Here is a 26,414-nt window from a genome sequence, read left to right as displayed (position 1 = left end):
GCTAAAGACCTTCCTAGATTGAATTGGACGGGTAGTAAAGCTTCTTTGATTGAATTGATTTACGCTTTGCACTATCAAAGGGTGTTTGACAATGGGAACAATGATATAAGGGAAATAGCCCGATATTTTGAAAGTGTTTTTGGTGTTGATTTGGGTAATTTCTATCAGACCTATTTGGAATTACGAAACCGGAAAATGAACCGCACTAAATTCCTTGATGTACTTCGAGAGGAACTTTTACGGAAAATGGACGAGCAGGACGGAATATAAGATTTGGCCGTGCCACCGTCTGCATTTTATCACCATGCCCAGGCTCGAAAAAAAATGCAGACGGGTCGGGCTATCTGCTATATCTTTTGTGGATCTGCAAGGACCACAAAAGGATGTCGCTTCTATCCCTCACGCTGTGTGCCGTCAAAAAAACAAAACATTTATTTCCTTTTTGGCTTCCTCTTTTCAAACTCAAAGGAGGTTTCACCTTTATCGTTCATGACGATATAGGCATTGAATTTATTGCCCGATTTGCTTTTCATGCCTTTGATAAGGTTGGTCTTTCCGTTGGTTATAAGGCTTTCTATATCAGTAAGGCTTAACGGCACTCCACACACGGTACGGAATTGAAGCCAACCGCACCCCTCATCGGGGCATTTTACAATCTTGTTCCATATCAATAATCGATGTCTCTTGCATTTGGGACAGGTCAGTTCGGGTTGTTTTTCTTTGGCAATGCTCATGTCCAAAAGTTCACGTGTAATAGAAGTAGCGTAGGCTTCCATATCACGGTGAAAAGCATCTGCATCTGCATCGTTGTTCTCGATTTTCTGCAATGCCATTTCCCATTCGGAGGTCATGGCAACATCGGCAATCTTTTTGTCCTTTACAGCCCCGTAAACCTGCAATCCCTTATCGGTCGGGAGTAGCGATTTCTTTTCTCTCCGAATATAATCCCTTTTAAAAAGCGTTTCTATAACGGAGGCTCTTGTGGCAGGTGTGCCGATACCGATGTCTTTTAGGGCTTTACGTTCGTCCTCGTTGTCCACTTCTTTTCCGGCATTTTCCATTGCCGACAATAGTCCTGCCTCGGTGTAAAGCACAGGCGGTTTGGTTTTCTTTTCCAGTACGGAAGCCTCTTTGATTTTCAGCTCATCGCCGACCTTTAATTCCGGCAGTTCCTGCACAGGCTCACTGTCCTCATCTGTAAATTTTTCTTTGATGCCACGCCATCCGGCTTCGAGGATTTTGCACCCTTTCAATGTGAAATCATAATGCAAAGCCTGCAATCCGATGTCGGTTATTTCTTTTGTACAGGCAGATGAAAGGGCTTCCAGTAAGCGGTGCGCAATCATATCATATATGACGTTTTCGTGTGCGGACAGTTCGGACGGGATTTTTTCGGTAATCAGCAGACCGTGGTGGTCGGTTACTTTTACATCGTTCACGATGCGTTTATTGAAACGCCCCCATTTCACTTTTCCGACCGCTTTTTTACATGAAGCTCTTGCCTCTAAATTCCTGACCATTGCAGGAATTTCCGACCACATATCTTCGGGGATATATTTGCTCCCTGTACGTGGGTAGGTGATAAACTTCTTTTCGTAAAGGCTTTGGGCAATGTTCAATGTTTCTTCGGCTGTATAGGATGCTCTTTTGTTGGCTTCTTTCTGCAATCCTGTTAGGTCGAACAGCAAAGGCGGTTGTTCCGTAACCGTTTTGCTTTCCATTGCCGAAACGGTGGCTGTTCGGTTACGCTGAATGGATTTCAGCGTATCGTCAGCGAGTTTCCTCTCATCCCATTTGGTTTTGGAAAGGCTCTTAAAGTCCACAAAACCTTTGCGGTGTTCCAACTGGATTTGGAAATATTTTTTGATGGCAAAATCTCTGTTTTCCAAATACCGCTTGCAGACAAGGGCAAGCGTTGGCGTTTGTACACGTCCGAGCGAGTACACGCCACGACCTGCCGAAATGCTCAATGCCTGCGAGGCATTGATACCCACAAGCCAATCGGCTCTACTTCGCCCTTGTCCGGCTTTATATAGTCCGTCAAAATCGCTTCCGACTTTTAAGCTGTCAAAGCCCTGTTTAATCGCTTTTTCTGTCAGCGAGCTTATCCATAGACGTTCAAAGGGTTTACGGCATTTTAGGTACTCGTAAATGTACCTAAAGATGAGTTCGCCCTCACGTCCGGCATCGGTGGCCACGATAATACTATCGCATCTAACGATGACCTGTTCGATGGTTTTCAACTGTTTCAATGCTCCGCTATCGGGAACATAGCTTTTGTCCTTTTTAATCTTTCGTACCGTCAGTAAAAAGGGGTCGGGCAATATGGGCAGGGCTTCACGTTGGAAGCCCGACACCCCGTAATCTTCGGGCATCGCCAGTCCGACCAAATGCCCCAGTGCCCACGTAACTTCATAGCCGTTCCCTGCGAGGTAGCCATCCCGTTTTTCAGTCGCTCCCAAAAGGGTAGCTATTTCTCTCGCCACACTTGGCTTTTCTGCAATGATTGCTTTCATGATGCTATTTATATTAATGGATTAAGTGTTGGACATTTCTCTTTGAGAAACCCCTCCGTATTCTGTGAGAGGGGATTTCCAAAGAAAAATGTTTTTTATAGTGTTATCTTCTCACCCCTTTGGATTTAGCCGGAGCGTTGGGGTTGTTCTGCCGTTGCTGTTGTCTCGTATTTTTCGGCTTTTGTTGCTCCGGTTTCAATGGCTCTCTGATGTTCTTTGTCGCCTCATTGGTCTTTCCCTCGGAATTTACGCCTACCTGTGTTTTGTGTGCTTCGGCAGGCTGTGCCTTGTTTTTCAACGCATTTGGGTTTTTAAAGCTGAAATCATAGCCTCCCGTTTCTTTGTTCAATGTAACATACCCCTTATATGGGTTTCCCTGTCCGTCTTTGAAATCCGAAATATAAAGGGTCTTGCCCTCGGTGAGTTGTTTGTACTGTTCATCCGAGAACGTTTTACCACGGTACTGTTTCGGGTCATTTTCCTGTACCTGTTTGGGGGCTTTATCACCGAAAAGGAACTCTGTATATTTTTTATCGGCATTGAACTGAACATGGGCATTTTTGTTCGTACTGTTCTTAAAGTCCAATCCCTCTAAATAAATGGCTTTCCCGTCTTTCAAATCCTGTTTTTGGTCTTCGGTCAGCTTTACGCCCTTAATCTCATCAGGTACTTTTATCCTGCCCTGCCGGAATGCGATAACCTCGTTCGTTAGGTGGTCGATACTGATAATGGACGGTATCTTTTCGCCTGTTTTGCGGTTGGTCAGTTCCACTACACGCCCCATATTTCCGGTTTTCAGCAAATTTTCTTTGTCCTCTTTGGTAAATTCATGACCAAAGAAAGGGGATTTGAGATTAGGCTCATGGCGGACACCGTACATCATAAGTACGGGTTTTCCATCTTCACCGTCTTGGAAGCCGAGCCTTGCATCCGAGCGCATGATGACCGCACCGAAATTGACACTTGTCGGATAGACCTTATTGGTTTTATAACCTTTCAATAGCAAATCCAACTGCCCGTCTTTTTCGAGCCGCTCTTTACTTATTCCAAATTGCGCTAAATAATTCCAGTCCACATCTTCCGGCTTATAGCGATTGTCGTTTTTTTCCTGCGTTTCTTGCGTTTTCTGTGGTTCCGGTGTCGCCTGTTGTGCTTCCACATCCTTTTTTGCTTCCTGCTGTGGCTCCTTCGGCTCTTTGACCTCATGCTTTGCCATGACAGCTTCGCCCTCTTTTGTGGGGGCATCGACCTGTTTCTGTATCTGTTTGGCGGTTTCGACCGCTTCCTTTGCAGGTACTTTAAAGAATGAAAAGTAGGTCGGGTTTTTTAGCTGTCGCCAAAAGTTGGAGAAGAAATTTGTAAACAAATCTCCGGCTCTGTCAACTCGCATAAATTGGCTTTGGTTTTTTTTGTTGGCATCTACGGTTTTCAGATTACCGTTTTCGTCAACACCTGTAACGGCTTGGATTTTCTTTTTCTCCTTGTCCATCACCAACAGCACATCCGAAAGCTGTTCGGGATATTGCTGTGGATTTTCGATTGCTTGTTCGCTCATGATATTGATTTTTTAAAGTTTACATTGTCCGAAAGTAATCCTCGTGGATACCCCATTTAATTATCCATCCTTGGACGGCGGTCGTTGTCCGGGATTGTCTTTAGTACGCCTTATAGGTGCATTAAAACTTTCCCTGATGAACTGATGTACATCTGAAAGTTTGTAGTACAGCTTTCCGCTGATGGTGTAATAAGGCAGCTTTCCAGTGGAACGGTACCGTTGCAAAGAACGATGGCTTATTTTGAGCATTTGCAGGATATCCTGATTGTCCAGTAACTCTTCGCCATCTATACTTTGGCGTTCTCTCTTGATGTTGAGGACGTATTCTTTCATTATGTCGAAGCGTTCCATAATACGTTCCATCCATGCGATAAATTCCATTCTGTCGATGTTCATAACAATAACTTTTTAGCGATTTCTAATACCACAAAATTGGAGCGATTGGCGCAGGCTGTCATCCGATACGTATGTATCAAAAAGTCACTTTTTTCATTTTTTTACAAATCAGGCAAAGTGCTGTTTTTAGGATATTTAAGCGTTTTTGCTTACCGGATCGGTACGTTGTTCGGCTGATTTGCCGATAGACACCTATCGGCAAGCGCACAAAAAAAGGACAATACCGCTTGATATTGTCCTTAATCCTTGAAGTCGAAGATAAAAATTACAGTTTTTCTTCCTTATCCATATATTCCTCTAAATCATATTTTAGTTGGTCTAAAAATAACGTGCGTGAACCTGCACGGGTTTTCATTCGGTGAAAGCTGTTATGTATGTCATTTAGGGAAATGCGGAATAGAATTTGGAATACCATGCTGATTTTGCGGATGCCTATTTTCCCATGTGAAAGAGTATCACTCGCATAGAGCGCATAAATCAATTCGATAAGGGCATTTTTCGTCTGTGTCCAAAAGAAGTCTTTTGTTTCTTCGTGTTGAAGCAAGACATCGGGATTCTGTTCGGGGCTTAACTTTGTTGTGAGGTAATTGTAGATTAATTCGTTGGCGATTATTTTCGCTATTTTGTAATCAAAGTAGGTAGAAAACTTAGTGTCAATTTCAAAAACAAAACTGTTTAATCCATCGTAGCAGTTGATATTTCCAAGTGTGAAATATTGTTCATCCCGATCAGTACGACCAGAACGATAGTACCGATAAAAATCGGAATTACACACGTGTTCGGTGTACTCATCCTTTAAATTACACAATTGTAAACTAAAATAGTTTTGATGTAAATTGCCATTATCTGCTGGACAAGCTGTTTCAATTCGGAACACCTTATTATAGTAAATGAGTTTCCCGAGGATATTGGGTTTTACCTGTTTAAAAAAATGGATTTCCTCGTTCTTATCGGAAAATCCTTCTTTTAAAATATCCTCTTTAACAGTGCTAAGTAACTCTTGAAGGTAAACTGTCATTTGATAAGCTTCGTCAATAAAACTGGATGTTTCAGCAGACAGCTTCCTTTCTTGCTTTTGGATTTCAGCAACAATATTGCTCAAAGGGTGTTTCATAGCTAAGGTTTTTAAATTATACACTATCACTATCTAAACACAAATATTAGCCTTAGCAATGGTTTTCTTTCATTATACTGTACGAAGTCATGTAAGATTTTTCTTAAAGAGTTTTAATATCTCTCTATATAAAGATGTGATAAACACAAAAAAGCAAGTCATATCTACAATTTCTGTGGCTTTAACCTCTATTTTGATTAAATTCGCTAATAAAGTGCTCAGTTATTTATATAATGCCAAGTTTTATAATGTTAATACATTAATTATTAACCAATTAAAATGAGTGCAATTGCTATATGTTGCCAAAAACATTCTAAAACTTTAGTAATAGCTGCTAAAATAGGCATAGAACAACTCCAATGTATCTGGACAGATAATGAAATACATGAAGACCTCTTTGGATTTAGTTAGAAGCATATAAAAACTGATTACTAATGTATTAACATTTTAATATACTTATCAAATGAGTGATGACATGATATCGGCAATGGGCGAACGGGCTGCGATGGGTGGTTATGTGCCTCAATTCAATGAATTTGCCCGCTTTGCTTACCGCGAGCTGGTAAATAACAATCTTGAATGGATTAAAATTGCCGATCCCGAAGCTGAAAAATTAGACGATATTCAATTTGCTACCAAAAGTGAAGTTCACGCTTATCAAGTGAAATGGACTATTGCCGGTCAAACCATCAGCTATCTCAATTTCGTTAATTTATTACCCTTGATTCTATCGAGCTGGAAAGGGCTTGGAGAAATCCATTCCAAAAACAAGAAAAAAGTTATCGCTCATTTACTGACTAATAAGACACTTTCCAAACATGATCGTATAATGTCTGGAAAAAAGATGATCGGGACTTTTGCTGATTTTTACGTAGAGGTTTGGCAAAAATGGAAACTTGGTCAACCCGTGGTAGAAAAATGGAATTCAGTCATTAAGGAATTGATAGACAATCTGAAACTATCAGAACCTGAGTTTAAAACATTCATTTCTCAGTTTGAATTTCATCCCGCTCACATCGGTGTAGACCTCAAAGTTGGTTTGCGAGTGCACTCAGGCGAAGTAGATGATTTACTAACCTTTAGATCATTTTTGCTAGAAAAAGTATCTGACCCTGCGCGGGTAGTACCATTTACAAAAGAAGAAATCATTGATGGTCTGGTCTGGGCTACAAAGTTTAAGACAACATTTAATCATGAATTAAGTGTTGATATTAACCGCTATCAATCCATAAGGCCAACAGTTAATGACCTGAATGAAAAATTATCAACACATAATAGCGGCTATCTTTTTTTGGTCGGTGGCCCAGGAAGTGGTAAATCCACACTACTGACAGAATGGATGAAGGGGCGCACGGAGCGAATTATTAAATACTATGCCTTTGACTTTACCAATCCTTCATTCGCAGTCAACTACCAGGATCGTGGCGATGCAACCAACCTGTACTTTGATCTGGTTTTTCAGTTGAAGGAAGCAGGATTTTATAGAAAGTCGGTTTTGCCTTATAAAGATCTTGGGTTCTTAAAATCTGTTTTTTCGGAACAATTGGAAGAGCTTAGGCGTGAACATAAGGAGCATAAAACCAAAGCTATTATCGTTATCGATGGACTGGATCACGTACCCAGGGAGTATACGTCAGTCAAACAAAGCTTCCTACGGGACTTGCCCTTACCTACAGATTTGCCAGAAGGTGTTTTTATTGTGCTCGGTAGTCAATCTTATGAGTTGGAAGATCTTAGTCAGGAAATTAAAGCGGAGTGGAGGTCAGGTAGCCGTTCAGTCCAGATGAATCCTATGGGCAAAAAAGAGGTAATTCAATATGCCGAATCTTCAGAAATTACACCCGTCCTTACCACTGAACAGCAAGAATTGCTTTTCGACAAGTCTCAAGGACACCCACTATATTTATCTTATCTCGTAGAGCAATTGAAAAATGCTGAAAATAGGGACGAGACATTAAGTGGATTTATCACAATTGATGGTAATATCCTGTTATATTACAATAAAATTTGGGAACCAGTCAGTGGCAATGCTGGGCTGATTGAAATGCTTGGTCTGATGGCTCGGATCAACGAAAGTATCTCAATTGATTTCGTTAAAGAATGGGGGCTGCCGAAACAATCTCTACTCGATTTTAATAGGAATGCTCGGATACTATTTGACGAAAGCCAAAATTATTGGACGTTTTTTCATAACTCGTTTCGACTGTTTCTACTATCAGAGTCGGCTGTTGATCCATTGACTAATAAATATGACGCCAGCCAGGACATCAGCTACCACCAACGCTTGGCAAAATTCTATAATATGTCGACAGTCGAACCTAGCTGGAAACAAAATTATCACCTATTTGCGTCAGGTGATTTTGAACAATTTATTGCAGCAACTTCTCCTGAAGCATTCTTTTCACAACTAATCAATTTTCGCCCGCCTGATGAGATTAGAAGAGATATTAAGTTGGGAATCGAAATTGCGCAAAAAGACAGTAATTTAAATACCCTGCTTCGTTATTTGTTTTCTTTGGCAGAATTAGATCGGCGGACTTTTAACGTTGAGCCAGCTTCATATATTGAAGAATTGCTGTTATTAGGTAAAATAACACAAGCTAAACACTACGCTAGGAAAGGGGCAACACTCTTGATAAACCAGCGTTATGCTTTGGAAGTAGCCAGACTGTTTTACGAGTTCGGAGAATGCGCCGAAGGTTTGTTGCTGTTTAGTCTGGCACAGCCCGAAATGGTTACAGAAGAAGGTATTATCTTGGATTACCGGGAGAATATCGACAACTCCTCTTATAACTTGTTGCAGGAGTGGGTAACCTCGGCGGCATTATTCCAAAGCCACAAGACAGTCTTGCAAAAAATCAGTAATCTTAAGGCGATCAACCTCCCGACAGAGCATGAACCAATGATAACCCCTGAGTTAATTACTAGTCTGCTGATGCGTGACTTGGCTATCGCACTAATTAATCAGGAAAAATTTTCTGAAATGCAAGAAGTTCTCGTTGGGTTTGATCTAACGGTGGACCAACAGAAAACCCATTTCTTCCACATATTACGTTATGCAGTAAATGCTAATGCAGGACAAAACAAGGACGAGGCAAGGAAGTTCTTGAAAATTTTGCTTGCCAACTTTTCACCTTCAAATACTAGCAATGGTAAACGGATCGCGATGGCAGAACTGATCTTAAGCCTCGAAAAGGACAAAGAACTCGCGGCTAAATGGATTGACGGTGTTAAGCAGCCCCTGATACAAAATAGTGAAAAATTAGGCTTTGAGCCGAGCTTTAATGTATTTCGGCCTCTAATAAAGCTCAATAAAGTAATGAACTTGATTGGCAAAGGGGTGACTATAACAGCTGCTGTCCCTTCAGACTCATACGCCTCAGACGACCATGTTATTGTTGAATTTCAACGTATGCTGTGTATGATAACACAGTTACTATGCGAGGGATTAGAAAGCAAACCTATTATCGACCTCACTCGGAGGATTAAACCAATTATCCAGTTTTACAATCGTGAGTTTCCAATGCGGAATTCGTATTGGTACCGACTCACGCAAATGAAAACAGATTATTTTGATTTTCTGATACAAGCAGTGTACGCTTCAGGCAGGAGAAATGTGGAGGGATTAATTACTGAGCTGGAAGCCAATATCGCCAAACATTGTAAATATTGGACAAGCGAACACGTACGTGGCATTGCCAACACCTTACTCACAATGAATTTGGAAGTCGAAAGAGCTTTGACATTACTATCCTCACAGGAATCGATCATGCTAATCGATAAAGATATTAACGGTAGGATTACTGAATGCATGGAGCAGGCAAAAAGCTATCTGTTAGTCGACGACAAGGAAAAGGCAGAAAAATGGCTAAAAAAAGGAATAGAAGAATCTATCGGTGTTGGCTACCGCAAAGATTATCAATACAACACTTGGCTAGACTGGCTGATTCAAGATATCCAAAGACATCCAGAAACAGCATCACAAAATATAGGTTGGTTCTTATCGCACCTACATCATTTGAGGGAAGCCACGGAGGGACGAGCGGCTGATCTGGCAGCAACTAAATTACTGGGCTTGACACTCAATTGGAATCCGAGTGCTGGCGTTACACAAATGAAATGGATGCTTGATAATGCCTTAATCGACTATGAAGATGCCGTAAGCACTTTTGTAAAATCGTTGTTGGCAAAAGAAACTAGTTTACAGGAATATGAATTATTAATCGGAATCTACGCCGATCTCTATTTATTTTTTGCGGTTGATTCCGACCATAGTTTACTGAAGCGTTTATTACGAAAAGGGGAAGCACTTTATTCTGAGACATTTGATGATGTTTGGATACCGACCATGTACCACATCATTACGACAAAAGCACTTGATGAACAACGCCCTGGATTGCTCATCGTGCTGGAGGAGTTCCTGAAGGACACCGGAAAAAAAGTGCATGAACTGATTCCGGGTTTTGCTATTCCTGAAGAACCCGATCATCGTAGGTCTGACTCGTCTTCTTCATCAAACACACTTGTTATCGGTGCAGATCATCAAAGTATGCTCCATAGAGACGTTATAGCTTTAGTGAATAATTACGAACAATTCAGGGATTTGCTAAAGAAAGAAGACAAGGCTAATTCCTGGTATAATTGGACAGAAGTTTATAAGAAGATAGAATCCTCAATTGATTTGGCTAGAATACAGGAGATCAGCGAAATCATAGTCGGAAACCGGAAGCCGATTGAGTTACTTGTTTTGTTAAGTGAAAAAGCCTACGAACTTGGCGATAGCGCGTTGGCTGAACAACTGGTTAACGAAGGAATCTCTCAGTCCAGTGCTAGTGGCTGGATAACATTTTATGATGGAGGTTCCCGCATTAAAACTTTCACAGCGCTACGTAAAATAAAAGGTGCCGCTGGGATAAAAAAAGCATTTGATGTATTTAGTTATGACTTATTGCATAATGAATCGTCCGGAAATTATGCAGAAGCTTTGGATGAAATTTTACCTGTGATAGCACCCGGATATGATGAAGATGCTGTATGGTCACAACTGTTTGGATACCTTCAAAGATTAATGTCCACCAGCACACCTTCAGAGAATTTACCTGACCTAAGTCCGCAAGATAAAAGCCTTTATGATAATATCATTGATTTGATGAACTATTTTTCGGCATATCCAGTAACCCTTGTTTACACGGCAGCACAAAAATTGCTTGCAGGTCAATTAAGTGGTAAGATGCAATATCCGATTCAGGTTGTTTCCTCGTTGCAAAAGGATAATGATGAAAGTGCAGAACTATTCATCGGTCTATTACTATTATGCCAAGAATACGGAAATGATATTTCTGTCTTTTACACAAAACTCAATCAATTAGCTATGTCATCTAATTTTATGATTAGGTCTGAGGCTGCTCAATTACTAGAATTAAATGGTCAACAAATTCCCAAGATTGCTGAGCAAACTTTATCGCCGTTCTATAAGTTGGATCTTGATAGCTCTGGCTCAGATAGCATTACCCTTAACATCGAAGGAGAAGTACACCCACTTGGTCAGATCATCAGGTTAATCAAACCGCTAGACCGGGATCTGAAGATCTTATCCAAGATGACTGGAATTGCTGAAAAAACGCTAATATACCGCACAAATATACTGTTAAGCCGAACTGGTATACCTGTAGATTGGCTGAATGGAGACGATGGCGATTTTAGTAAGCATTTGGAAAGGATACGCTTGAGGTATAGTTACACTAAGCCCCGCGTCCTAGCCGTGAAACGCGCTATCGCAAGAGTGGTGTCCGAATTGGTAGATGCCGGAACATTTGATAAGGAATCTGCCGTTCAATTTTTTGGCCCTCGTGACAAAGGTCCCGATTTATTTGCTGCTAATAAAAGACCTGTATTTATTAGACGGCTGGGTGAAAAGAAATTCATGCTGGACACTAAACATTGGCTGGAGGAAATAGAGAAAAATCCGAGATTGAAAGAGACTGTATTACGCAATGAAGATGGACGTAATATTATTGGCGAATACACAGTCCTTACCAGCCTATTTTGGGGTAAAGCAACGCAGGTGTTCATGAGCCAGATTAAAGGTAGCCCGGAAACGAACTATGGGTGGTTTATCTTTGGAGGTGTAATCAATAAACAAACAAATGATTACCACAACCTTACAAAAACAGGTAATAGTCTAATTATTATTCGAGAAGAAACTCATGGTAATTTTAGTACATTATCCAATTGGATCGCCTTCAATCCGGTCTTAGCAAAGTATCTCGGATGGCAACCGCTTCCAGGAAAGTTATTTGCTTGGGCAGATGAATATGGCAATTGCCTGATAGAGTCTGTTTATTGGCTGGATGGAAATATCAAAATGCAACCACCACATTTATATAGTGAAGCAGGTGAAGGTTGGTATGTATTAGCAACTGACCTAGCGTTAGCAAAAATAAAGGAGATCGAACCCTTGCTTTATCAAGAGAAATTTATTTATCGCTCTAAAGAAAATGACAGTGATTCTGAACAACACTCGACAATTATTGAACTTGAATAACTTACTGAGGTCAAAATCACTGTTTTATCTCCGTTCTTTGACAATCGTGTTCATAAGTACAGAGTTGAAGGGGGCTGTCTTGCCAAAAGCAACCAATCTAGAACCTCAGTATTGTTCAAATATTATCTTTTCAGTTTGATTGTGGCAGACTGTATTTCTTTAGTATATATAATATCCTTTAAATCTGAAGCGTCTCTCAATTGATTCAACCGTCTCAAATCATCCAAAAAAGAGTTCGAGTTCTGTACCAGTGGGTTCACAAAAACACCACAAAAAACGGCTTCCTATATACGTGGACGCCGTTTTTACGTTGGCCACACGTAAAAGGCCAAAACTTTCCTCGATACGGCAAATCAGTGTTCTTAACCAGGGCAATGGCCCTTTATTGGACACAGATTATGTCATTTTACCAACAGAAGATTTCCGTCAAGATTCGCATGCGTGCCCGGGCCAACGCAAAAAACGGCACCGTATTCGTTCAATTGATCATCGATGGTGAGTCCAAGCGCTATCCGCTGGGTATCACCTGGCCAAAACATTTGTTCGATAAAGAAGGCGAAAAGCTGCTGCCTAGGCAAAAGGATGATACCCTATGCTACCAGCATAACCTAGTGCTGCAAAACGAGCTGGCAAAGTGGAATAGGCTAATCCTGCGCTACTACGTTGCCGAGCATAGTGCCTCGCACGATGATTTTAAGCGTGCGCTGAAGCTCTTCAACTCGCGCGAAGATGTGATAGGGTACTTTCGCGTTATCGCTTCGCTGTTAGGGGCCGAGAAAGTGCTTGACGGTGAAACCATCAAACGGCACGAAACCATGTTCCGGCGCACCGAAAAGTATTTTAAAGAAAAAGGCACCCGCTGGCAGTTCAACACCGTTCAACCCATTGATATGCTAAACATCGAGGCGTGGATACGCGAACGGTTATCCCACAACACTACATGCGCCCATATGCGCGTGCTGCACAAATATTTCGGTATCGCTGCGGATGATGGCGTCATCATCCACGACCCCATGAGCAGCTACAAAATGCCTGCGTTCCACGATGGCGTACGCGATGCGCTGGAAATTGACGAAATCAAGCAGCTGAAAAATTATTACGACGAAGGCGATCTAACCGAATTCGAGGCCGACATCCTACGACGCTACCTCATTTGCTGCTACACCGGTCTGCGCAAGTCCGATATCGAGCAGCTAGACCCACGGTTTCACATCCGCAATGGCAACGTGCTGCGCCTCCATATGTTCAAAACGCGGCGGTACGGTAAAGTAGTTGAGTTCACGATGTCCAAAACAGCCACCGCGCTTATCGGCAAAAAGCGCGCGCGGCTATTTCCGTTCGTCGAGTCCGGCCTGCTTTGCAAAACGCTCCGCCGCATAGCTGAGCGGGCAGGCATCGATAAATATCTGAAATTCCATTCCGGCCGCGATTCATTTGCAACCGCTTACCTCGAATTGGGAGGCAACATAAAAGACCTGCAGGAAATACTGGGGCATTCATCCATCAAGTACACGGAGATTTATCTCAAAATGACCAGTCGAACAAAAAGTAACATCATGAGTAAGTTTGACGCGATTTAGGCGGACAAGATGGACACAATTCCCACAACTCACTAAAAACGAAAGGGAAAGTACAAGGCGGCTAAACGAAATTTTCCACCATCATTGTCCACGGAAGCCCCGCGCATCACTATACGTGCCCAGCGGTTCGTTCGTTTCTTTGTCAAAAATAGAAAAGATGATTTTTGAAACCCCGCCCAGTTCCTGTACCCGCTTCAAGTGCGTTAACGCCCACACACGGAAAACATTGGCCGTAAAATTCTCTTTATACTTGTTATCCCGGCCATTCCACAACTCGCGGTACATCACCGCGCTCGGCTCGTCAGGATTAAGCGTAAGCGCCCCCAGTGCCTCCAAATCATTCACCTGCTTTACCTTTTCCGCCAGTTGGTTTACCGCTGGCGCCGCGTTACGTTTAGCTTTTTTAAGTAGTCCCATATTTCAAATGTAAGCAAAAGGGAAAGTAATCCAAGGGACACTAGGCATCCACGCCATTCGTAATCCGTCCCACCCGCTCATTCGCATCCTGCAACGCCCGGTAAGAAATCACCACCGGCCTACCCTCCGCATCCTGCACAACATCCACCAGCTGGCCAACTACATTCTCCAACCCACGCAAATCCACGTTTGGAGCGGCCACATTCACCACCGGTGCCTCCACCCGCGCGGCTACCGATCCGCCATTGCGCACCGCCCTGTCCGCATCAATCAAATCAGGGTTCAACCTTATCGCCGCGCCATCACGGCGCATGCTGCTATACAGCAGCTCATCTACAATCTCGCGATTATTACGATAAGTTTCCCTGCTCAGTATCGGCTCACCACCCTCAATATTTCCGATAATACGCCTCCGTCGCCTATCCCACAGATCAATGCCCCCTTGCGCGTGGCTGCTACCATCCGGCACCATACCACCCTTGCCAAATGTTGGCGGCTTCTGCGCCGATATAATAGCCACCTGCGCCGCGCCCGCCGCCGCCGCGATACCCATCTGTATCCAGTTCGGTATCGACTTAGCCACCCCCAGCGCAGTAGCAATAATAGCCTGGGCAATGTCCGCTTTTTTCTGTGCCTGCCAGGCCCTTCTTTTTTCCGCCTTTTCCAGCTTATCATACTTATCGTTGATAGCTTTTTTCTGAGTTTCGGTTAGGCTTTTATTACTAAGCTCCGCCTCGCGCTCTTTTCGCAACTGCTCCAGCTTGGCATCACTTTCGGCCTTTCGGTTGTTTCCGGAAATCTGAAAAACAGCATCGCTAATGATTTCCGCGCCCCGTACCGCCAGTTCAATCTTCTTTTCCAGTTCCTCCTCATCCAGCGCCTTCACCGCGTCGCGCCGTCCCTGATCAATCGCCGCCAGTGCATCCTGAAACTCCTGGCTTAGTTGCAACTCCTGGTTATACTTTTTGCGAAGCGCCTCCACCTCCGCATCATACTTCGCGTTAATATCTGCCAGCCGCTTTTCATAGCCACTCATGCCACCCCGCAGATACTCCGCCTCCAGCCGTTCCTTTTCGCGCTTCAACCGCTCCGCCTCGCGTATCTCCGCATCCGTGATATCCCGTGCCCGCGCCTTATTCAAATCCTCCACCACCTCCGCATTCTCACGGTTTTCGTCTACCAGCTTATCGTAAAAAGCATTTATCCGAGCTTTCTCTTTATCCAGCTCACTAGCATGCTTATTCGCCAGCCCCACCCGCAGCGATTCGATTTTAGCCAAGTACTCTTTTTCCTGCCGTACTTTAATCGCATCGCTCGCAGTCTTTTGGTTCACCTCCAGCTCACCGATCTTTTTTTCTATCTCAGCTCGCTGCTCATCAGTAACACCCTCCTGCTTCAGAAAATCCCTGTGCTGGTCAATCAGCTTTTGGTACTTCGCATTACTCTCCTCTACCTCGCGCTTACTTTTTCCCATCAGATCCAGCAACCGCGCAGCGTCCAGCGCCCCAAAATCGTTCAGCAATTTTTCGTAGTCTTTTTTCGCCTTTTCCCGTTTTCGCTCAGCATCCTTTTCAGCCTTCTCCTGCTCTTTGGTTTTCCCGCCACCACCAGTACCGCCTGGCGCATCGCCACCGTTCATTGCGTCCAACCTTGCGGTAAGCTGAGCAATGCCCGCCTCCGCTTCCATATAAGCCTGGCTACCCGCATCCGCATTTTTTCGCGCTTCCGTCAGCTCCTCTATCCGCTTGGTAATCTTTTCCACGCTATCCAGCGCCCCCTGCGAATACTTGCCTTCAATCTGCCTGAACACACCCAGCGTATCCTCACCCAGCATGCCCATCTGCGTGTCCAGCGCTCGGATATCGTTTACCACATCCTCCAGCTCCGCCCGTTTCGCCTTCAACTCCTCATTAGTCATATCCCGCGTCACCAGCTGGCCACCGCTACGATCATAGGCAGATAAGCCCTGAAACTCCGTAACCTTCCTTTCATTCAAAACAGACTCAATCCGCTCTTTGCGCCGCTTCAATTCCGCTTGGTGATCCTTCGCCTCAGCAATCGCCTTTTCATTAATAAAGCGCAGGTAATTCCGGTGCTCTTCCACGTTGCCGCGCAAAATGTCCGTATTCATCGCCAGCGCGTTCCCATACGCATCCACCTGGCTTATCGCAATCGGGTATTCTTCAGAAAGTTTAACGATGATCTTATGCAATTCCTGGTGTTCCGCCTCCGTGAGCTCCCCTTTAGCCGTAAGCTCCTCATATCGATCAATCAGCGGCACCAAATCCCTATCCATCGCCCGCATTTCACTGCGAGCATTCTCATACTCACCGATAGCTTTCTCCACTGCGCTACGGTTATCCACCAGCGCCCCCGTCAAATCCGTAAACCACTGCCGCAGCCCACTATGCTCCCATAGCTGCGCCAGCCGGTTCTGTATTTTTTCCAAGTTCGCCGCGAGCGTCGTGTTCATGTTGTTGAACTCCGCCATGATAGACGTGTTTTCATCAAACGCCTCCGCGCCTTCCTGCACCCGCCTCCGCAGCAAGTCCGTGCGTTCCGCCAGCGCCCCCAGCGCCGCCACACCACGCGCGCCGCTCACCTCCATTACCCCCATGTTTTTCGCCAGCGCAGCCACGCCGCCCCCAGCCGTTTTAGAACCCTCCAGCACCCGCGTAAACGCCTCCATCGCATCCTCACGCAGCAGCTTGGAAAAATCCGCAACGCTCATCCCCGCTATCTTCGCATATTTCGGCACATCCTTACCCAGCTGGAGGATAAACTGGCCAATAGCCGTACTACTACTTTCCATGCTTTGCCCCAGCTCATCCGCCGTCGCCGCAAGCCCCAGCACGGCCGGTAGCGATATCCCCGCGGCTGGAGCAATACCCGCCATCCGCTGCGCAAAGTCCACCAAGTTCTTTTCAGCCGCCGTACCACTCGCGCCCAGCGTATTGATCGCACTACCCACGCGCATCAAAGATTCCTCGATGCCAAACCGATCCTTTAGCTTAAAAATATCCGTCAGCTTTCCCAAGCTGTTGATACTTTCTTCCACGCCGCCAAGGTCCTCACCCAGTGCCACGCCTATGCGGTCCGCCGCCCGCACAAAGCCCTCCACATCACGCTCCGCAGTTATCCCCAGCTTACCCGCCACCTGTGCTAAGTTCATCAGCTGCGTATTCGCCGTGCGCGAATCGAATTTTTTAAAACGCTCATTCAGCCGGTCCACCGCATCCCCCGTCAGGCCAGTTGTTTTCATCACCCCGCCCATAATGTCGCTCAGCTCCGCGTTTTTGGTTATGAAGCCCGTCACACCTTTCACCAATAAGTCAAATCCCCGCTGGTACATATTACCAGCGAAAACACCCTTGGCGATATCCTGCATGGAAGATTTAAAAGTTTTGGCAGCGGTAGCGTTGCCATTCAACGCCCGTCGAGATTCGTCAAGCGCCTGTTTAAGTTTTTCAACCTGTTTGGTTTTCTCCGCGTAGAGTCGAGGGTTGTCCTCTTCGCGCATATTTTTAAGCTCAGCGCGTACCTTCCGCCAGCTATCTTCAATTTCCTTTGCCGATGCCTTAGCCTGCTGGCCATTAATCACCAGCTTCAGCACACTTTCTGTGTCCGTCCGAGTCTTCGCCATCCAACAAAAAGACGTACAAAAGCCGCCCCCGGAAAGGACACCAGCGCTACACCCGCACCGTTACATCACCGCCCGTTTCCTGTGCTATCCAGCCCGTTATCTCCTCGCCCAGGTCACGCGCCAGCAGCTCCCCCAGCCGTAGCGTCTCCGCCCATTTCGTTTTGCTGTACCACCGCTTGGCCATCCGGCGCGAGTAGGGGACATCCGCCCCGTAGCGCTTCGCTGCAATCAAGTTCGCCTTGTTTGTCGCCCGTTCCCAAGCCTTCATTCCCCGGCCCACGCCCATATCGCGGAAACGGCCATACATCAAAAATTTCAGCAGCACCCCCTTCACATCGCCGCCACCGGCCACCAGCTGCTTTTTAAAAGAGTTGTAAAGCTGCCTGGTCACCCCGATACGCTTTTTCTCGATCGATTTCTGAAACTCCACGATCGCAATCCGCGCCCACCCATCCACCGTATCACGGCGCACCAGCTTCGTCACGTCATACTTACGATCCATCATAGTTTTTGATAACTGCCGTCCGGGCTCACATCGAGCGTAAACGTCGTTCGAGCATCATATTTTTGCCAAAGGTTCCAAAGCGTTGGCTTAATCCAGTGATACACCTCCCACCCAACCAATGCCACATACCGCTCACCATCGGCGGTAACATCATGCGTGAAATCCGCATTAACACCCGTACCCGAATTATTATAATTTCTCAGTATCCGCACAGGCAGCGCAGTTACGCTATACGGTATCGTGCCGGCATTATCCCTGTAGAAATACAGCACCACGTCCGCCACCCTTCGTTTCTCTTTGCTTTTATTGGTCGTGTATCGCTCATTTTCCGGCGCCAGCCGCGCGTATATCGTTATTTCCGGCACCACCACCTCCCCCTCAGAAAAGCCCACTTCAATATCTTCCGCCAGCGCACCCCGGTTGTAATGCGGATAAGCCAGCACCCGGCATGCCACTATGCGCCCCGTATCTGTAGGCTCAAACGTTACCCGATCAGGAAGAGCAGGTATGACAGCGCGCGAATCACCAGCCAGCAGCATTTTGCGAAGCGGCGACAAACGCATGAACGTCGCCACGTCCAGCCTTGCAATAAAATCAAGCGGCTCCGTACTGCATAGCATTTCATACCAGGTAAGGCAAAACTTGCTCAGCCACCCACTCGCTCCCCCCGGTTGCATCGAGTAGTCGTATGCAGGTTCCTCTAGCTCATTCAGGTTATCACACGTAGCGTATGGTATCATTCCGCTGTTGCCCAGCGCTCCCCAGGGCACCATTCCCTTGTAAGCGATCAGGCGCAACTTAAAATCATTCCGGCCATACGTGTCCGGCTGATTATACGCTTCCGTCTCCCTGTAAGCTTCGTCATATATATTAGCCGTTTGCCGTGCCCACGGCATCCGGTGCTCGGCAGTTGCATTCAAGTACATCGGGCCTCGATACATAAACAAAGTCCCCGTTTGCAAGTCCTGCGCGCGTGGCGTTTCACTCAGCCCAATAGTATAATCGCGCACGTATGGATGCAGCGTATAGCACTCATCCCCATCATCCACCATAGTCCGCAGGCGGTAGCCATCCACCGCATTACGCTTTATCCGCATCGTCCCCGCCTCAATGCTTGCCGATACATCCACAGCATCCGTGCGCGACAATACGTCATCCGGCAAATCAAAGCGCGCTTTCCGCGTGTGGCTATCAAAGTATATTGCCACTTTCAAATCATTCCGCAGCGCTTTTAAAAAAGCCGCCACGCTCATCCCCGGTAGGTGCCGGGCGGGGTACAATTCAAGCGATCCGTTGTTAAATTCAGCACCCCCAATCATACCCGTGTTATAAATCACCCAAGTTCGCACCTCCGGATGAGTCAAAAACGAACCGGTGGCCTCAAAACCCATCCACTTGCATACCTCTCCGATTACCCACGTCAGGTAAAAAAACGGGCAAAACAAGCGGTTAACCTGCGGCGTAAAAAAACCGCCGCCCCACTCATTCACAAACCAATATCGTTTACTGTCCGGCGGGTCATCGCTCGGTAAAGCTTCCAAATCACCCGTCCGGAGTTCATTCCGCATCGGGAAAAACACCCACGGATATTTCCCCGGATTCTCACAGCTGTCCAGTATTTTCGCTTTTCGCTCAGGTTCAGTGCTGCTTACCTTCACTGGGATGTGCTTCGCAAACTTGCCGTTATTGGAAATAGTAAACACGCTGGCCAGCGAGCGCTCACGCATCCACTCCGCCACCGTCCCGCTATCAATCTGCAAATCCCCCTCATATCCATTCGCCGTCACATCAAACGCCAGCATTCCCCGCTTCCACGACTGGCCATATAGCTGCACCAGCACCTGCAGCTTTCGGCGCGCACCGCGGTTTTCCAAAACATGCGCATTCGTAAAAACCGCTTTGTTCGTCGGCGTCAGCGGAAACAAAATAGGGTAGGAGTAAGATCCAGCAAATAAGCTATCCTCATTAAAGAGCACGCTCATCCACTCCACCGTCAAACGGCTCCCCTCCGCCACGTCCAGCGTCACATCCCCGTACCGTATTGCAAAAAGCCCATCCATATCACATTAACCAAAAAGCCACCAAGCCGTAGCCACCAGCAAAGCCAGATATCCCCAAAAAACAAGGCCCCGCAGGTTCAGCCTGTACCGGTACCGCCCGAAGATCATTTTTCACTCAGCTCAGTATCCGTAGTCGTAGCCTTAGCCAGTAGCGTAGCCACAAAACCCGCCGTAGCCAGGTAGCTCGCCACATCCCGAAGAAACTGCGGGATAGCAATATCATCCGGCGCACCAATGATGCCCGCACTCACAATGGTCAACATACCGCCGTAAAAAGCCAGTTTATTCCAAAATTTCGGCGTTTCGCTCGCCAGGCGTTTCCAAATTGTTTTCATGATTATCTGATTTTTATTTTATTACTCTCACCGAAAACTTCACATTCGGCACCCCCGTTACGTTGGTGGTGTACGGATTGTGAATGGTAATGGTAATGGTGCCGCTGGTCAACACCTTTGCCGAGGCTATCAATTGCGTCGGCCCGTCATGATTCACCACTACCACGTCGCTGGTAATTACCCCACTCACGGCGTAATTTTGGCTTAAAAGCGAATTAGCCGGCAGGGACGAATCGGTTATTGCCATAGCCAAACTGTCAACTCTTATGATATTATCCTGCACGGCAGTGTTCATCTGCGCCATCGTCACAAACTCATCATTTGCAGTCGCATTAACGCCTTTCACCGGGCTAGTGAAGGTCTTTGTGCCGGTTATCGTAGCGTTGCCTGAAATCGGTACCGCTGACACATCCGCAGCCGTTAGCGTTACGTTCGCTGATAATGCCTTGCCATTTATTTGCCGGGTATTCGGTACTGCGTTCACAATCCTTGAATCATTACCCTGCGCAACTGTGCCAGCAGCTGTACCGAAATTCTTGTTAAAGGCTGTGTTCTTGCTGAAAGCGGCTTCTTTACTGTTTAACTGTGTCTGAATGTTCGATGTGGCTCCGCTCAGGTAGGCTAGTTCTGTGGTGGTGGTGGCGCTCACCACAACCTTGCCCGATGCATTGCTACCTAAAGCTCTACCAGCGGTAAGATCACTGCTGGCAATAGTGGAAGCCGCTCCTGTGATGGTTGTTTGGTAATTCGCTGGATTGAAATTCCTGGTCGTAAAGACCATGTACCAGTCGGACCATGTACCAGTTGAGCGCGAACGCAGCCATATATCTTCTGTGTTCGCTCTATAAGGCCATACTACTTGTGTAGTGTTATCTCCTATATACTGTAAATTCTGTAAGTGCCAATAGGTACCAGTAGTTGGTTTATTAGCCCACCCTTGCCCGGTTAGATTCTTGTAAAAACCCGGCGAAACAAAATCGTTAAAGTCTAAATTAGGTTGATTGCCACCTGTAGTCGCAGTGGCCTGATATAAACTTCCTCTCGCGGGTATACCTTGTTCGCCATCAATGTAGTATCTACCATCTAGGCTAGTTGTCCAGTTGCCGCCAGTTTGCCGTAGTAATACAAGGTTTCCGTTGGCTGCATTAAAAGATACATCTGTCAATGACCTACTGTAAGCTGTATTCCAAGTGCCGATATCTCCAGTCGTAGGAATTAGATACCCACTAGCAGTTGCTACAGTGAATGAGGTGTTACCAGTTTGATTAGCTGTAAATGATGCTGTCCCCGTAAGACCGGTTCCTGTGTTTAGCGATAAAGTACCATTACCTATAGATGGCATAGCTGTACGGCCTAATACCCCACCTGCATCGGCAGTGACCAATTGAATTCCCGGACCAGTCAAGGTGCCTATGGTAGTGTTGGTGGATGAAAAGATAGACCTGTTAACGGCGTTAGTTCTGCCATTCGGGTATATGTAGACTACTCCGTTGTTAGATGGTGATGATAGCACAGTAGAACCCGAAGCAGCGGCCACTATTGTTGAACCTCCAATCAAATATCCTGCTGTACCGCTTTCAGGTACGTTTACACCGCCTTCATTAAGTTCTAGTTGAACGCCATTATTTTGGTAACCTCTTATAAGGAATGATTGAGTGGCCGAAGTTCTTTGCCCGCCTCTAATGAATGCGCCATTTCCATTCGAGAACCCTATGTCAACGACACCACCAGTAACTATAGATAAGTCACTTGTCGGTTGCCATCTGTGATTTGATACCCATTGTTTAACTCCTGCTATTGCTGATTGATTGCCTGTAGTATTCACATAATCAGTGGGTATGGTAGGTATCTGTGAGCTTACCCAGTCTCTATCGGCCAATGTTATCCAACCCGACCATGTATTAATCCCTGTGCCAAAATTTACACGTAATGTGTGGTCGCTTAATGTTCCGCTCTTCCAAAGCATCCAAGACTGCCGAAAGTCCGCTGTGCCTAAGCGATTAAATAATATGCCAGTTCCTACTTCGAGTGGGTACCCCGTAGACCCTGTTGTGTTAGAAAATGGCCACAACCCTGCACCTACAGTAGCTGGCCAGCCTTCAACTATATCATCGATCACAGTCGCTCTGCCCAATGACGATAGCGATACGCTGTTACCATTGCTGATAGATATTTGGCCGCTCGACGAACCTAAATATAGAGTCTGAGCCGAGGGTATTTGCGAGCCGACATAGGTAGCGACTGCTTGGGTGGTCGGGAACAATGTATTATTCAGCGTGCCGAAAGAAGTGGCTTTATTGGATGAACTTTCTTTTCCGTCCAACGCCGATTGCAACCCAGTAACCTTGCTTATTGGCAAAGTCGGGATGTCACCAGCTGCTAACGAAGCTCCCCCAGTCGCGCGGCCATAGGCATCAAAGGTGGGTTTGGTATATGCTCCGGGCGTAATTCCGCTAGGTGCTAAATCAAGCGTCCACTCCCTGTTTTGCGTGATGTCCTGCGCCCCGCCGCTAGCCACTATGCGTCCCGCTGTGCCGCTCACCGTCAGCGTGCGCGATGCAAGCGCCCGCGCGTTGATCTGTCCCTGCGCCTTGCCCAGTGCCTGCACAATGTTATCGGTGCTTACCATCACACTGTTGGTGGCCGCATAGCCGGTTATAGGCGTGGCCCGCACCCGGGGCTGCGTGAAGTATTGATTGGTGCCTTCTGTTACCTGCGTGGTGGAGTAGTCGCCTACCTCGGCCGTTACACCGCCATCACGGCCAAACACGGATGTCACAACGCCGCCCGTCCCGCTGCCGGGTACGCTGTTGTAGGTAATCGTATTCGTGGCCGGGTTGAAGCTTACCGAAGCGTCGCCGGTCGCAGCAAAGCGAATCTTTTCATTGTTCCCTATCGGGAACTGCGTGGTGCCGCCAGCATTTGCAATGTCGATGCTCACTTCATCCAGTTGTTTCTTGCCCACGTTCCCGCTGCCGTCAACCACTAGGAAATCCGTAGCGCTGGCCATTGTAGCCAACGATGGTAGTTGAAGTTCCGTCACTTCCGCCGCCTCGGCTATCAGATCGGCGACCGTTAGGGTGTTGTCCGTTTCATCGTCAACATCCTTGCGCAGGAAGCGGTTATTTAGATATGTGTCGTTAAGCCCAATGCTCACACTGCCGCTGGCCAGCGATCCGCCTACGTCCAGCCCGCCCGAGTTAGTGATCGTTGCCGTCTTATCGACCTTTCCGGCCAATAACACATCAGCCGCAGCCTTCGTATAAAAGTCATCTAGTGCACTAGCATCCGCTTTCAACGCCAAAAAAGCATTAATCTGCGACTGTGTGTAAAAATCAGCAAGGGCGGCTGCATCGGCTTTCAACGCCAGCAACGAATCCACATTATGCCAGCTGCCCAAGTTTATGTATGGCCCGCGGCCCGTCCATATGTTGCCCTGCAAATCTTTGAAAAGTTGATTACCGTATGGCAGCGCCCCACTCGGCAGATTAGGCTGTGTCTGCGCTGCACTGGTAAGCGCACAAACGACAAAAAACAACGTTAATAACCGTCTCATTTCTCTCATCTTACTATTTTATCAAAACCACTTTGCATCCATTCATCCGCCGCCACTTTCTCCCAGCGCTGATAGCTGCTCTCACTATACAGTACATCACCTATCCGGGCATTAGCAAAAGCTGCTGACAATTCGGTGAATACGGCCCCATACCCCAAGGTATCATCCCGCCTGTACACCGCTCCATCCAGCACACGCTCCCAATCTGCACCAGCCTCGCCCGGCTCACTTACGTTATCCTCCGCCGTACTTTTCCAAAGCACACCATTATGCACCACGAAAATTCCCGCGCTGTATACCTCGCTATCTTCTTCATCAGGTTCCGGCAGTACCCAGTCGCCTCGAAAAGTCCACGTGGTATCCAGCTGCTCATACACAAATCCTTCAGTCACGTACTGGTCGTGCGTATGGTTAAGTGGCGCTTTACCATTAATCGCAATCTGCTTAGCCGCCAAATCCGCGTTCGTCGCCGCCGCATAGGCAACGAGCGCATTCTGTACCGCCGCTACCTTAGCATCAATCTCCGCGCGATTGTAGGTTTCCGTTTTCAGATAATACCTATCATCAAAATTTTCCGGATCAGAGGGTGGGGGAGGGATATACCCGCTCAGATCAGGCGTGTAAGCATACTCATCGGTTTCCTCATCCGCCGTAAAAAGCTCTTCACTGTACCGGCTACCCACCTCAAAAGCCAGGGCAAACAGGTTGTTGCCATCTTGAAACTCATTGATGTTTTTGCTCACCAGCGTAATAGGGTAGAAGCGTCCATTTTTGTACGCAAACTTTTCCGTACTCAAAAAGAAATCCCTGAAGCCCCGCAGCTGCCGCCTGGTCATGTAGCCCGTGTTCACCTCTTCACTATCCGTCAGCCGCACATCAAAATCAATGCTATCGCCATCTGTCAACACAAAATCAGCCATCCGCGTCAGCGTAGCCCGCTGCTGCACCACCTCATAGCCCTTGCTTTTTCGGCCATATACATACACCCCTTCATACCCCCCGAAACTGTTTTCATACACAAAGAATCGTGTGTAGGGCTCATACCGGTAGTTGATGGTAAACCGCATCACCTCCGTGCGCACACCCCCAGCGTCTTCCAGCCACACCTCATAAGTCGCGGGCACCTTTTCAGCATCCTGCAAGTGCACCCCCAGCTGCTTCATGCCCGCGGGTATCATCACCCGCATAAATTCCGGTACCGCGGCAAACGTATCGGCCGTATAGGTCACGTCCGTATTGTCAGAAAAAAGCACCTTCACCCGCACGTCCAAATCCACAAGCTGCCCGCCCGAAAAATTCACCGCATACAAGTAGTCGGGCTGGTCGGGTTTCACCACGCGGTAGCCGCCGCTTTGGTCCATCCACTTCAATTTTCCGGCAGATACAAACCAACCCGGAAAAGAGCGCTCTGCCAGCATCCCCTTGCTGAAGCCGCCATATACACCCCACTTCACAGCCGTGTCCGTTATTATGCCCACCCGTTGCGGTTGCCCCAGCATCTCGGCGTACCGCACAAAAAAGCGACGGACGGTGCGGCCGCTGGTCTCAAACACCGGCAAAGAAAGGTTAGGCCGATCATGTCCATCCGCCAGCAGTGCCGTTGTTAGCGCTTCCGAAACATCCCACACCACGTGCCCGTTATCGTCCGGCTCCAATACCGCCTGCACAAACAGCTCATACCCGCCGTCCAAGCCCATCACATACAGCTCCGCCAGCACCTTCAAGTTGGCCGTAAACAAGGCAGGCACGCCGCTCTGCTGCCAACCCATTGTTATTCCTACGCCATCTAACAGCGTCACATCATACGCATCACTATTTACCCGCGCACTAAGCGCTATTGTATTATCAGAAACGGCCGTAAGCTCAAAATCCCGGTTCAAGTAATAATTGCGGCTCAACGCCGCCAACACTTTATCACGCCATTCCGCCATCGTCTCAACGCCATCCCATGCAGGTAACCGCAAGCCGCTGCCATCAATGACATCCACAAAAACAAAAAAAAGCGTTGTCCCCCCATACTCCAACCTCATCACCACACCATCCGTTCGCGGACTGGAAAACACCAAATGCCCTACAAACGGCCTACCCTCGTTCGCATAGCGCCTATCCGTATGGAAGCCGAAAACAACCGGATTACGGCTGAAAACCGCCGCCCCGGGCTCACGTGTAAGGGTTATCGCCATAGCCCAAAAA

Annotated in this window: 14 protein-coding genes; 3 read left to right on the top strand and 11 right to left on the bottom strand. The window is 46.9% G+C overall.

The features are described 5' to 3' along the window. On the top strand, positions 1-270 hold a 270-nt coding region (locus VNQ80_RS15715), incomplete at its 5' end, for an RteC domain-containing protein (RefSeq protein WP_325640355.1). A gap of 161 nt (positions 271-431) precedes the next feature. Here VNQ80_RS15715 and VNQ80_RS15710 read toward each other — a convergent pair. From VNQ80_RS15710 to VNQ80_RS15695, 4 genes are all read right to left on the bottom strand, one after another. Further along, a complete protein-coding gene (locus VNQ80_RS15710; protein ID WP_325640353.1) occupies positions 432-2,516 on the bottom strand; it encodes a type IA DNA topoisomerase in 2,085 nt (694 codons plus the stop codon). A gap of 103 nt (positions 2,517-2,619) precedes the next feature. Then, positions 2,620-4,071 (bottom strand): DUF4099 domain-containing protein, encoded by a 1,452-nt coding sequence (locus VNQ80_RS15705; RefSeq protein ID WP_325640351.1) that lies wholly within the window; start codon positions 4,069-4,071, stop codon positions 2,620-2,622. Positions 4,072-4,131: 60 nt separating this feature from the next. Then, positions 4,132-4,467: a helix-turn-helix domain-containing protein gene (locus tag VNQ80_RS15700; RefSeq protein ID WP_149347399.1), complete on the bottom strand. Its 336-nt coding sequence runs from the start codon at positions 4,465-4,467 to the stop codon at positions 4,132-4,134. 265 nt (positions 4,468-4,732) lie between these two features. Beyond that, positions 4,733-5,581 (bottom strand): RteC domain-containing protein, encoded by an 849-nt coding sequence (locus VNQ80_RS15695; protein WP_325640347.1) that lies wholly within the window; start codon positions 5,579-5,581, stop codon positions 4,733-4,735. Between the two features lie 463 nt (positions 5,582-6,044). Here VNQ80_RS15695 and VNQ80_RS15690 point away from each other — a divergent pair, with 463 nt between their 5' ends. Then, entirely contained in the window at positions 6,045-12,125 is a 6,081-nt protein-coding gene (locus tag VNQ80_RS15690; protein WP_325640345.1) for an ATP-binding protein, read from the top strand. Positions 12,126-12,523: 398 nt separating this feature from the next. Beyond that, a complete protein-coding gene (locus VNQ80_RS15685) occupies positions 12,524-13,705 on the top strand; it encodes a site-specific integrase (RefSeq protein ID WP_325640343.1) in 1,182 nt (393 codons plus the stop codon). 81 nt (positions 13,706-13,786) lie between these two features. Here VNQ80_RS15685 and VNQ80_RS15680 read toward each other — a convergent pair whose 3' ends face one another. The 7 genes from VNQ80_RS15680 to VNQ80_RS15650 all read right to left on the bottom strand — a co-directional run bounded on the left by VNQ80_RS15680 (position 13,787) and on the right by VNQ80_RS15650 (position 26,404). Continuing rightward, on the bottom strand, positions 13,787-14,122 hold the full coding sequence (locus VNQ80_RS15680; RefSeq protein ID WP_325640341.1) for a hypothetical protein: 336 nt from the start codon (positions 14,120-14,122) through the stop codon (positions 13,787-13,789). 40 nt (positions 14,123-14,162) lie between these two features. Beyond that, complete coding sequence (locus VNQ80_RS15675; protein WP_325640339.1) at positions 14,163-17,765, bottom strand: phage tail tape measure protein; 3,603 nt, start codon at positions 17,763-17,765, stop codon at positions 14,163-14,165. A 46-nt stretch (positions 17,766-17,811) separates the two neighbouring features. Next, entirely contained in the window at positions 17,812-18,270 is a 459-nt protein-coding gene (locus VNQ80_RS15670; protein ID WP_325640337.1) for a hypothetical protein, read from the bottom strand. After that, a complete protein-coding gene (locus VNQ80_RS15665; protein ID WP_325640335.1) occupies positions 18,267-20,330 on the bottom strand; it encodes a hypothetical protein in 2,064 nt (687 codons plus the stop codon). The genes VNQ80_RS15670 and VNQ80_RS15665 overlap by 4 nt, the downstream gene beginning before the upstream one ends. A gap of 104 nt (positions 20,331-20,434) precedes the next feature. Beyond that, complete coding sequence (locus tag VNQ80_RS15660) at positions 20,435-20,665, bottom strand: hypothetical protein (RefSeq protein ID WP_325640333.1); 231 nt, start codon at positions 20,663-20,665, stop codon at positions 20,435-20,437. 13 nt (positions 20,666-20,678) lie between these two features. Beyond that, positions 20,679-24,221 carry a pyocin knob domain-containing protein gene (locus tag VNQ80_RS15655; RefSeq protein WP_325640331.1) on the bottom strand — a complete coding sequence of 1,181 codons (3,543 nt, stop codon included), beginning with the start codon at positions 24,219-24,221 and terminating at the stop codon, positions 20,679-20,681. 5 nt (positions 24,222-24,226) lie between these two features. Next, the gene (locus VNQ80_RS15650; protein WP_325640329.1) at positions 24,227-26,404 is read right to left on the bottom strand and encodes a hypothetical protein; all 2,178 of its coding nucleotides are present in this window, start codon (positions 26,402-26,404) and stop codon (positions 24,227-24,229) included. Between the last annotated feature and the right edge of the window lie 10 nt (positions 26,405-26,414).

Origin of the sequence: Parapedobacter sp., from assembly GCF_035556095.1 — a bacterium.
Classification (GTDB): Bacteria; Bacteroidota; Bacteroidia; order Sphingobacteriales; family Sphingobacteriaceae; genus Parapedobacter.
Note: the sequence above shows the minus strand (reverse complement) of the source record. Positions and strands in the feature narration are given on the sequence as shown.